The sequence below is a fragment of the Helicobacter pylori FD535 genome, assembly GCF_000296015.2.
Taxonomy (GTDB): Bacteria; Campylobacterota; Campylobacteria; order Campylobacterales; family Helicobacteraceae; genus Helicobacter; species Helicobacter pylori_CT.
The window spans coordinates 1-11,711 of sequence record NZ_AKHP02000066.1 but is presented as its reverse complement, the minus strand read 5'-3'; the positions used below and the strand labels follow the sequence as shown (position 1 = coordinate 11,711).

Annotated in this window: 6 protein-coding genes and 3 pseudogenes; 8 read left to right on the top strand and 1 reads right to left on the bottom strand. The window is 38.5% G+C overall.

The window, feature by feature from the left end; genetic code table 11:
- The first annotated feature begins 1 nt into the window (after position 1).
- The 5 genes and pseudogenes from DV63_RS0209545 (at position 2) to DV63_RS16520 (ending at position 4,860) form a co-directional block, all read left to right on the top strand.
- Positions 2-1,384: an EF-Tu/IF-2/RF-3 family GTPase gene (locus DV63_RS0209545; RefSeq protein WP_017179685.1), complete on the top strand. Its 1,383-nt coding sequence runs from the start codon at positions 2-4 to the stop codon at positions 1,382-1,384.
- A gap of 15 nt (positions 1,385-1,399) precedes the next feature.
- The gene (locus DV63_RS16535) at positions 1,400-2,341 is read left to right on the top strand and encodes a DNA adenine methylase (protein ID WP_000543257.1); all 942 of its coding nucleotides are present in this window, start codon (positions 1,400-1,402) and stop codon (positions 2,339-2,341) included.
- 2 nt (positions 2,342-2,343) lie between these two features.
- Positions 2,344-2,967 (top strand): annotated as a pseudogene (locus DV63_RS16530) (GIY-YIG nuclease family protein).
- A 90-nt stretch (positions 2,968-3,057) separates the two neighbouring features.
- A complete protein-coding gene (locus tag DV63_RS16525; protein ID WP_000278637.1) occupies positions 3,058-4,113 on the top strand; it encodes a DNA cytosine methyltransferase in 1,056 nt (351 codons plus the stop codon).
- Positions 4,106-4,860 (top strand): annotated as a pseudogene (locus tag DV63_RS16520) (restriction endonuclease). The gene DV63_RS16525 and the pseudogene DV63_RS16520 overlap by 8 nt, the downstream one beginning before the upstream one ends.
- A gap of 201 nt (positions 4,861-5,061) precedes the next feature.
- Here the strand turns inward: DV63_RS16520 and DV63_RS16515 are convergent.
- Complete coding sequence (locus DV63_RS16515) at positions 5,062-6,006, bottom strand: catalase family peroxidase (protein ID WP_000719558.1); 945 nt, start codon at positions 6,004-6,006, stop codon at positions 5,062-5,064.
- Between the two features lie 295 nt (positions 6,007-6,301).
- On the opposite strand from DV63_RS16515, the gene hofC reads away from it, so the two are divergent.
- From hofC to DV63_RS16500, 3 genes and pseudogenes are all read left to right on the top strand, one after another.
- Positions 6,302-7,888 carry an outer membrane beta-barrel protein HofC gene (gene hofC, locus DV63_RS16510; RefSeq protein ID WP_000768607.1) on the top strand — a complete coding sequence of 529 codons (1,587 nt, stop codon included), beginning with the start codon at positions 6,302-6,304 and terminating at the stop codon, positions 7,886-7,888.
- A 72-nt stretch (positions 7,889-7,960) separates the two neighbouring features.
- Entirely contained in the window at positions 7,961-9,358 is a 1,398-nt protein-coding gene (gene hofD / locus DV63_RS16505) for an outer membrane beta-barrel protein HofD (RefSeq protein WP_020982488.1), read from the top strand.
- Positions 9,359-9,551: 193 nt separating this feature from the next.
- A pseudogene (locus tag DV63_RS16500) lies at positions 9,552-11,711 on the top strand (DUF3519 domain-containing protein); the annotation flags it as partial.

Genomic DNA, 11,711 nt, shown 5'->3' with positions numbered 1-11,711 from the left:
GGTGGATGAAGTTTTTGACTTGTTCGTAGCGATGGGGGCTAGCGATAAACAATTGGATTTCCCTGTGGTGTATGCTGCTGCACGAGATGGCTATGCGATGAAAAGTTTAGACGATGAAAAGAAAAATTTAGAGCCTTTGTTTGAAACGATTTTAGAGCATGTGCCAAGCCCTAGCGGGAGCGTTGATGAGCCTTTGCAAATGCAAATTTTTACGCTTGATTATGACAATTATGTAGGCAAAATCGGTATCGCTAGAGTGTTTAACGGCTCGGTTAAAAAGAATGAAAGCGTGCTGTTGATGAAAAGCGATGGGAGTAAAGAAAATGGCCGTATCACTAAGCTTATAGGCTTTTTAGGGCTGGCTAGGACTGAGATTGAAAACGCTTATGCGGGCGATATTGTAGCGATTGCCGGCTTTAACGCAATGGATGTGGGCGATAGCGTCGTTGATCCTGCTAACCCCATGCCTTTAGATCCCATGCATTTAGAAGAGCCTACGATGAGCGTGTATTTTGCCGTCAATGATTCGCCCTTAGCCGGGTTGGAAGGAAAGCATGTTACTGCTAATAAATTGAAAGACAGGCTCTTAAAAGAAATGCAAACCAATATCGCTATGAAATGCGAAGAAATGGGCGAGGGCAAGTTTAAAGTGAGCGGGCGTGGGGAATTGCAAATCACTATTTTAGCTGAAAATTTACGCCGTGAAGGGTTTGAGTTTAGCATTTCACGCCCTGAAGTCATCATTAAAGAAGAAAATGGCGTTAAATGCGAGCCTTTTGAGCATTTAGTGATTGACACGCCTCAAGATTTTAGCGGGGCTATCATTGAGAGATTAGGCAAAAGAAAAGCCGAGATGAAAGCGATGAATCCCATGAGCGACGGCTATACAAGATTAGAATTTGAAATCCCTGCAAGAGGGCTTATCGGCTATAGGAGCGAGTTTTTAACCGACACTAAGGGCGAAGGCGTGATGAATCATAGCTTTTTAGAATTCCGCCCTTTCAGCGGGAGCGTGGAATCGCGCAAAAATGGGGCATTAATCAGCATGGAAAATGGCGAAGCGACCGCTTTTTCCCTTTTCAATATCCAAGAAAGAGGCACGCTTTTTATCAACCCCCAAACTAAGGTTTATGTGGGCATGGTCATTGGCGAGCACAGCAGGGATAATGATTTAGATGTCAATCCCATTAAATCCAAGCATTTAACCAACATGAGAGCGAGCGGGAGCGATGATGCGATCAAACTCACCCCGCCTAGAACGATGGTGTTAGAAAGAGCGTTAGAATGGATTGAAGAAGATGAGATTTTAGAAGTTACCCCCTTGAATTTAAGGATCAGAAAAAAGATTTTAGACCCCAACATGAGGAAAAGGGCGAAAAAATAAATAGAATTTTTTGGAATGCATGCCAATTTATTCAACCAAAACGCTAGTAAAAAAGATGTTTTTTTGCGCAATTTACGCTCCAATAATGGGCGTTACAAACGCTACATGAAAGCCCCTTTAAGATATGGTGGAGGCAAGTCTTTAGCTGTAGGGTTAATAGTGGAGTATATACCTAATGGCGTGCGTAGGATGATTAGCCCTTTTATAGGTGGGGGGAGCGTAGAAATTGCATGCGCGGCAGAGTTGGGTTTAGAAGTGTTGGGCGAAGTGTTGGGCTTTGATATTTTTGATATTTTAGTGAATTTTTATCAAGTGTTGCTCAAAGACAAACAAGCTCTTTATAATCATTTGCTCTCTTTAGAACCTACGCAAGAAACTTACAACATTATCAAACAAGAGTTAAAAGCCCATTATAAAAAAGAATGCGTTTTAGACCCTTTAATTTTGGCTAGAGATTATTACTTTAACTTTAATTTAAGCTATGGACCAGGATTTTTAGGGTGGATGAGTAAAATTTACACTGACAAACAACGCTATCTAAACGCCCTTTTAAAAATTAAAGGTTTTAACGCTCCTAGTTTAAAGGTGGAATGCTCCAGTTTTGAAGAAGTGTTGCTCGCTTATCCTAATGATTTTTTCTATCTTGACCCTCCTTATGTGTTAGAAAATTCTAAAATGTTTAAGGGGATTTATCCTATGCGTAATTTTCCTATCCACCATAATGGTTTTAAACATGAAGTGTTAGCTCACATGCTAAAAAGGCATAAAGGGCCATTTATTTTAAGTTATAACGACTGCGAATTTGTAAGGAATGCTTATAAAGATTTTAAAATTTTAGAACCATCTTGGCAATACACTATGGGACAAGGCGAGATCAGAATGGGTAAAAATCGCTTAGAAAGAGGCGATAATAACCATGTCAAACAATCCCATGAGTTATTGATTATCAAGGAGTAAAAATGCATATTAGTGAAGTCAAAACTGCCTTTAAAATCGCTGATGTAGAATACATGAAAGACAGCACAAAGTTAAATTTCAACTATCTTAAGGATTTAAAAGATGAAAACAATCAATCTTTATCTCAAAATATTTTAACTCAAAATGTGGCCAGAGTGTATTTAATTGTAGTGGATGGTGAGATTAAAAAAATCGGTGGCTCTCAAGCAGATGGTGGGATTAAAAGCACGCTCAATATTTATAAAGATGGGGGAGTTAAAGGGAGGCCTAGTATTAGAAGTTTTGGCGTGTGGTATTTTCTTTATCACACAATACTCACAGGGGCTAAAATAGAATTTTACATGATTTATCAGCCTAATTTTGAAACTCAAGTGAAAGGCTTGTTTGGTTTTTGTGCAATCAAAGATGCAAGCATCAGCTATAAACTTTTAGAGCAAGCTTGCCTGACGGATTATAGAAACAATAACAATGACGCATTACCCGAATGGAATGCGCAAGAGTAAGGCAAAGATTGGCCAAATGATATTAAAGATGGGCATGCCAATATCACTCAAAAAGCTCAAAACAGAGAAAAGGCCGTCCATAGAAAAGCGATTGACAAACCTAGCGGAACTTTAAAAAATTAAGAAATAGTCTTAATTCAATTTCAAAAAAAGAACTTTAAGTTTTTACTCCATTTAAAAAGTGTGGGTTCAGATGAAAGGAAAAAATAAAACTTGTATAAAGTAGCAGATATTTTTTGTGGCGCTGGAGGATTGAGTTATGGCTTTTCTGCACACCCCCATTTTGAATTAATATGGGCTAACGATATAGACAAGGACGCCATTTTAAGTTATCAAGCCAATCATAAAGAGACGCAAACCATTTTATGCGATATTATGCAACTTCATTGCCACAACTTACCATGCGTTTCAATTGATATCCTACTAGGCGGACCACCATGCCAGAGCTATTCTACCCTTGGCAAAAGAAAAATGGATGAAAAAGCGAATCTGTTTAAAGAATATTTGCGGCTCTTGGATTTAGTGAAACCAAAAATATTTGTTTTTGAAAATGTGGTGGGTTTATTGTCTATGCAAAAAGGGCAATTATTCAAACAAATTTGTAACGCTTTTAAAGAGAGAGGTTATGTTTTAGAGCATGCCATTTTAAACGCCCTAGATTATGGTGTGCCTCAAATAAGAGAGCGAGTGATTTTAGTGGGCACGCTTAAAAGCTTTAAACAAAAATTCCACTTCCCCAAACCCATAAAAACGCATTTTTCTCTAAAAGACGCTTTAGGAGATTTACCACCCATTCAAAGCGGTGAAAATGGTGATGCTTTAGGTTATCTTAAAAATGCGGATAATGTTTTTTTGGAATTTGTGCGAAATTCTAAAGAATTAAGCGAGCATAGCAGTCCTAAAAACAATGAAAAACTTATAAAAATCATGCAAACGCTAAAAGACGGACAGAGTAAAGACGATTTGCCAGAAAATTTACGCCCTAAAAGTGGTTATATTAATACCTATGCCAAAATGTGGTGGGGAAAACCAGCCCCCACCATTACAAGAAATTTTTCTACCCCAAGCAGTTCTAGGTGTATCCATCCAAGAGACTCTAGAGCGTTAAGCATTAGAGAGGGAGCAAGATTGCAAAGCTTTCCTGATAATTATAAATTCTGTGGGAGCACTAGCGCTAAAAGATTGCAAATTGGCAATGCCGTGCCGCCTTTATTGAGTGTAGCGCTCGCTCATGCTGTCTTTGATTTTTTAAGGGGTAAAAATGTTTGATAATAACGATTTTAAGGATTACAGAAAATATTACTAGGTTTTGGTTCGCAAAATGCGTTTAAGGAATTTTTAGGCGCTAAAGACATACAACCTTGCGTTGATTTCAATTATTTAAACGCGCTCAAAAAAAGGCTGATTGAAATTTTTAGCGCTATCAATAGTATTTATTGTTTTAAATATAATGAGTATGAATTGGAATGCTTTTTTAAAAACTCCATAGAGGGAGTGTTTTCAAAGATGGTGGATACTCATATTATTTATAAGCTGAACAATCAAGGCAGAAGACCTGAAGAAGTTTGTTTTTCTTGGATGCGTGGGTTTTTGGTAGCGGAGTTTTTTAAGGATTTTATCGCTTGTCTTTTTGGTGCACAAAAAGAAACCATCAAATTTTTTGGTGGTGATAATTTTGAGAGCATAGAAAGCTTTAAAAGAAGTCCTAAAGCCGATTTTTTGTTAGACAATCATTTATTGCTAGAAGTTCAAAGCGGGTTTCAAGGGATCAATGATATTAAAGAACATAAAGTTTTAGAAGCTAAAAAGCGTTTGATAACGGATAAAATTCCTACTATTGTGGCGCATTTTGATCTGTTTAACGGGCAAGTAGCGTGCGTAGAAATTTCTAAAATCAAAGACAATGATTTGAATTGGATAACCCGCCAACAAATGGAAGGGCAGAGCGTTTTTAATATTCCGCAAGATTTTTTTGATTACAAAATTACAGAAATACCTAATAAGCCGCTTTCATAAAAACCCATAATACGGCCTAAATAAATACAAGATAAGAGCATTAAAAATGCGGTAGGTGGATTGAATGTTCGTTATTTTTGCCCAACATTCAGCGTGAGTGTGTGTGCCTCAAATAAGAGAAGAAGTGTTTTAGTGGGCACGCTTAAACGCTTTAAACAAAAATCCCACTCCCCCCTTATATTTTGATTTGCCTTAGCCTTTTTATTGCCTTCTGCTAAAAGTGATCCCATAAACTTCATTCCTGATTTGGAATAAGGGATCAGTGGGGGATTCTACGCCTTTAGGGAGATCGGCAGGCAAATACACATCTTTATTGCAACCCATTCCTTCGTATTTTTCAACTTTCAATGTCCCTATTAATAATTCCTTGTGTTGGCCTTTCCAAAGCGCGGTCGTGTCGTTGGTGGCGTCATTTTTATTCGCAAACACCAGATACATTTGGTATTCTATGGGTTTAGTTTTAAGGTGTTGTTGGAATGAAGAAAGCAAATAATTTGAATCTTTTTGCTTTAATTCTTGGGGGTTAAGATACTTAATGCCCTCTTTAGGCACAAATTTCCATCTCGCAGGCCATAATTTTTCTTTCTTATCTTTAAACCTGAACGCATGCACGCTATAATAAGGCGTGTTAGCCACGCTTGAGCTGATCCCTATCGTTTTGGTGTAAGCGGCAAAATTCCTATAAGAAGGGACTTCTTCATAAAGCTTTTTGATTCTTGCTTCATCCACCTTGCCATTTTTAGGGATCCTCATCTCAAAAAATTGGGCGAATTCGTTAGGGTTTTTGGCAAAATTGATTTCTGTATTGAGCATCACCATTGTCCAACTAGCGTTTTGATTTTCTAATTTTAACGCCATTCCCCTAACTTTGCTTTTATCATCCATTGCCACGCCTCCTAAAGAATACCTTATGGACGCAGGGATTTCTTTTTCATTGAGCAATGGCACATCTAAATCCTTTTTTGCTTGCGTATTAGGGAGGAACACGCCTTTAGCGCAAAACCCCTTAGTGTGGTTGATTTTCATTTTAGGCTCTTTGGCGTTGAGTTTGTAGAAAATGTCCGCAATCTCTTCAGCGCTCACTTCATGGGCTTTTAAAAAACCCAAGCTAAAAACCAAACACAAGCTCAAACCAATTTTTTTCATTCTTTAACTCCATTGTTTTTATATTTTATTATTGTATCAATAAATTTCTTATTTGGTTTCAAAAACGCTTTTTCTTTCAATCTCTCACACGATTTTAAAGGTTATCTTATTCATTTGCATGCGATGCATGCGATAAGCAAGCTTTCAATGAAAGCTTTCAATGATCAGCTTGCGTTTTAAATTTTGTGATTTTTAAGAAAAATTAGCTTGATTTTAAACTAATTCTGTATTCTTTTATGCTACAATTGCTTTTACAGAGTAATTTATCTATTCTCAGGTAAAGTAAGGAAGAGGAATGAAATTAAAGAAACGAAAAGTTGCGGCTACATTGCTAAAGCGTTTTACCTTACCACTATTGTTCACTACGGGTTCATTAGGGGCGGTTACTTATGAAGTGCATGGGGATTTTATCAACTTCTCCAAAGTGGGTTTTAACCATTCGCCTATTAACCCTGTTAAAGGTATCTATCCCACAGAAACTTTTGTTAACCTTACGGGTAAGCTAGAGGGGTCTGTGCATTTAGGTAGGGGATGGACCGTGAATTTAGGCGGTGTTTTGGGCGGACAAGTTTATGATGGCACTAGGTATGATAGGTGGGCGAAGGATTTTACCCCCCCAAGCTATTGGGATAAAACTTCTTGCGGCACTGACTCTTTGAGCCTTTGTATGAATGCCACTAAACTGTGGCAGCAATCAGGGCCAGGTGGTGTCATTAACCCTAGAGGTATTGGTTGGGAATATATGGGTGAGTGGAACGGCTTGTTCCCTAACTACTATCCGGCTAACGCCTACTTGCCTGGTGGCTCAAGGCGTTATGAAGTTTATAAAGCGAATTTGACCTATGATAGCGACAGAGTCCATATGGTAATGGGGCGCTTTGACGTTACTGAGCAGGAGCAAATGGATTGGATTTACCAATTGTTCCAAGGGTTTTATGGGACTTTCAAGCTTACGAACAAGATGAAATTCTTGCTCTTTAGTTCTTGGGGTCGTGGTATCGCTGATGGTCAATGGTTGTTCCCTATCTATCGTGAAAAGCCTTGGGGTATTCATAAAGCGGGTATCATTTATCGCCCTACAAAGAATTTAATGATCCACCCTTATGTGTATCTTATCCCACAAGTAGGCACATTGCCCGGTTTTAAAGTAGAGTATGATACCAATCCTGAGTTCAGAGGGATAGGCATGAGAAACAGAACGACTTTCTATGCGTTGTATGACTATCGTTGGAATAACGCTGAATACGGTCGTTACGCACCCGCTCGTTATAACACTTGGGATCCGTTCTTGGATAATGGTAAGTGGCGCGGCTTGCAAGGTCCTGGTGGTGCGACGCTCTTTTTACGCCACCATATAGATATTAACAACTACTTTGTGGTTGGTGGTGCTTATCTCAACATTGGTAACCCTAACATGAACTTAGGTACTTGGGGTAACATCATCGCTGTGGATGGTATCGAACAATGGGTCGGCAGTATCTACAGCTTAGGGTTTGCGGGGATTGACAACATTACCGATGCTGATGCGTTCACCGAGTATGTTAAAGGTGGAGGCAAGCATGGTAAGTTCAGTTGGAGCGTTTATCAGCGCTTCACCACCGCACCAAGGGCTTTGGAATATGGTATCGGTATGTATCTAGACTATCAGTTCAGCAAGCATGTTAAAGCGGGTCTCAAACTCGTATGGTTAGAGTTCCAAATCCGTGCGGGTTACAACCCTGGAACCGGTTTCCTTGGGCCAAACGGTCAGCCGCTTAACTTGAATAATGGTTTGTTTGAATCTTCTGCGTTCGCACAAGGTCCTCAAAACATGGGCGGTATCGCAAAAAGCATTACCCAAGACAGAAGCCATTTGATGACACACATTAGTTATAGTTTCTAAGAGAGTTCTCCCCCTATCTCTTAGATATGCCTTTTTTGTATTTTTATTTTAATATCTTTGGGAGTTAGGGTTTTGGAAATTAAGAAATATTTTTCTTACTCTCTATTTTTTTTGCTTTTTTCTAGTCTCTTTTTATCCAAACTTCAAGCTTATAAATTCAACATGAGCATTGCTGGAAAGGTGAGCAGCTATACCAAGTTTGGCTTTAACAACCAAAGATACCAGCCTTCTAAAGACATTTATCCTACAGGTAGCTACACTTCTTTGCTCGGCGAATTGAATTTGAGCATGGGTTTATACAAGGGTTTGAGAGCGGAAGTGGGGGCTATGATGGCAGCGCTCCCCTATGACTCTACCGCCTATCAAGGCAACAATATCCCTAACGGCCAACCCGGCTCTAGGACCGATCCTTTTGGGGCGGGTATCTTTTGGCAATATATTGGTTGGTATGCGGGGCATAGTGGTTTGCAAGTGCAAAAACCTCGTTTGGCCATGGTGCATAACGCTTTTTTGAGCTACAACTACAAAAAAGACAAATTCAGTTTTGGCGTGAAAGGGGGGCGCTATGATGCTGAAGAGTATGACTGGTTCACTTCTTACACTCAAGGGGTTGAAGGCTTTGTCAAATACAAAGACACTAGGTTAAGGGTGATGTATTCAGACGCTAGGGCTTCAGCGTCAAGCGACTGGTTTTGGTATTTTGGGCGTTACTATACAAGCGGTAAGGCTCTAATGGTAGCGGATTTGAAATACGAAAAAGACAACCTAAAAATCAACCCTTATTTTTATGCGATCTTTCAAAGAATGTATGCACCAGGCATTAATATCACTTATGACACCAACCCTAATTTCAACAATAAGGGTTTTCGTTTTGTAGGCACTTTCGTGGGGTTTTTCCCCATTTTTGCCACTCCGGCCAATCAAAATGATATTATCCTCTTCCAACAAGTGCCGTTAGGAAAGAGCGGGCAAACTTATTTCTTCCGCACCCGTTTTTACTATAACAAGTGGCAATTTGGGGGCAGTGTCTATAAAAATATCGGTAACGCTAATGGTGATATAGGTATTTATGGGGATCCTTTGGGGTATAACATTTGGACGAATAGTATTTATGATGCAGAAATTAACAATATTGTTGGCGCTGATGTTATTAACGGGTTTTTATATGTAGGCTCACAATATAGGGGGTTTAGTTGGAAAATTTTAGGCCGTTGGACGGATAGCCCAAGGGCTGATGAAAGGAGTCTCGCGCTCTTTTTGAGTTATTTTTCTAATAAGTATAATATTAGAATGGATTTAAAACTAGAATATTATGGCAATATCACCAAAAAAGGCTATTGTATTGGGTATTGTGGCATGTATGTTCCAATCGATCCTAACGGGCCTGGGACACAGCCTTTAACGCGCAATGTGTATTCTGACAGGAGTCATATAATGTTTAACATTGCTTATGGTTTTAGGATTTATTAGCATTTTATCCTTAATGGACATTTTTGATTAGCCTTTGTGAATTACCCAACCGCTAAAGCGATTGGGTAATTCACTAATAATCTTTAAAAAATATACATTCTTATAAAATCTTTTATAATTTAAGTTGAATTTAAGTTAAAACATTGTATTATTATACAATTTAAAATCCATTCCTGAAGTCATTGAGAACGGGATGCTGTTTAAAGACGATTTAGGGCGCGTTAGCGTGGAATTAAATAACATAAGAGTTGGGCTAAAAAACACATGGAATAATAACAACCTAAATAATCATTTTGTGGTTACTAGCTACGAGAGAGATGAAAAGGTATTAAGGGAGTTAGAAACCAAACCGCCACTCTCTAACGATTACAGAGATGGCATCAACTATAGCATCTCAAACCTTAATGAAAACAATTTTACTAAAGAAAGCTTAACGAGTCAAGAACCGCCCTTATCTGTATTAGAAAAAAGCCAACTAGAGAAGCAAAAGAAACTAGAAAGCGAAAGATTAGAAAGCGAACAAGAGTTTTTAAAAGCTAAAGAGCAAGAATTAAAGCGTAAAGAAGCCTTAAAAAAGAAATTAGAACACGAGCGAGGCAATGCGGGCAACATTGAAAGCCAGACTAAAATAGAAGTAGGAGAGGATATACCCGTGAACGCGCTAAAAGAAATCCCTAAAAGCCGAGTAAGATTGAACGAAAGAGAGATTTACGATCTAGACTATGCGATCGTGAAAGCCAAAGACTTAAAACCGAGCTTCACCACAGGCGGGACGCAAAAACGCATGCGAGTGAACGAAGAGCAGATCAAAAACATTTCGCAAAATTTTGACCCTAAAAAGATATTTGGGAGCGGAGGTTTTGAAGATTTACCAATCATTCTACATGATGGGCAAGTGATCGCAGGAAACCACCGAATCCAAGGCATGCTAAACTTCACGCCTAAAAGCCGTTACACTTACGAGAAAGCGATCAAGGAATACTACCACATAGACTTAAAACCGGACGAGTTGTTAGTTCGGATACCTAACAAGCGCCTAAACAATACCGAGATCAACAATTTAGCGGCTTCATCTAATCAAGGACGATTCAATAGCGAGAGTGATCATGCGATAGCGGTTTTAAGCCATTACGAAGCGAAATTGAAAGAATTAGACCAAAAATTAGACGCTGATAGCATTTACTTTTTAAAAAACATTGTGGCTAAAAACCTTAATTTTGACAAGGCCACTCACCCTAATGTAACAGATAGTAATTTAGTGTTGCTTATGTTTAACATGCCACGAACGAAAACGCAAGGGATAGAACTACTCAACCGCTGGCAAAAAGAATTTTCAAACGACATTAAAAGCTATGAAAAGGTTAAAAAAATGTTTGTAGATAACGCCGGGAGTTTTCATAATTTAATCCATGATATGAATTTCCCTAAGGTGAGCCTGAACGCTTATTTAAGCGATATTATGGATCGCAGTTTTGCGAATTTAAAGAATTACCAAACCACAAGCGAGAGCCTGAAAGATTTGAGCGAAAAATTCTATAAAACGAGTTCTTTAGAAATGTTTGAAAAGAGCGATCAAACTACGAGCGACATTAGCGAGATTTTAGGAAGTGCTGTCGCACGATTTGCGAGGTTTGATGATCCGAGCAAAGCGTTATTTGAAGCCTTAAAGAGCGATAACATTAAAAAAGGTTTGAAAGATTTCAAAATCGCAGATGTTACTAAGGACATGTTTAACCCTGATAGTAAGGAATTTAAGGATATTGATATTTACGACTTCACGCATTACCTTTTAATGGCCAATAGAGAGCCGAACGAAAATAACCCTACTTTAAAGCGCTTGATAGAAGCCGTGAAGGACATGCAAAAAGAGAGCGAGAAGGGGATTAAAGAAGTTAGCAAAACAAGCGCTAAAGAAAGCGAGATTAAAGAACGAGCCTTTAAGGTCATAGAAGACAAAGAAGCGTTTTTGAAAGATTTGAACGCTATCAAACCCATGCAATTACCGAGAGAGATTGATATTGATAGCTTTTTAAACGCTTTTAATGGTGTTAAAAATAAAGAAAATTTCATTAAACATTTACAAAATAAGCCTGATGCTAAGCACCGATTAGCTTATTTGCATTTAGTAGAACCGACCTTGAAAGAACCCGATATTACGCTTATTTTCAAAGATAAAGGTAAGGAAGTTAAAAAAGAGCATATCAAAGCCTTCCAAGGCGATCCTAAAACGATTTATTATTTTTTAGTCACACAGGATAATGATAGTAAGCTTATTACGAGATTGAAAGTTAAACCGATTTACATTAAAGCAGAGATTGACAAGGCGGACATTATCCACTCTTTCATTCCGCAG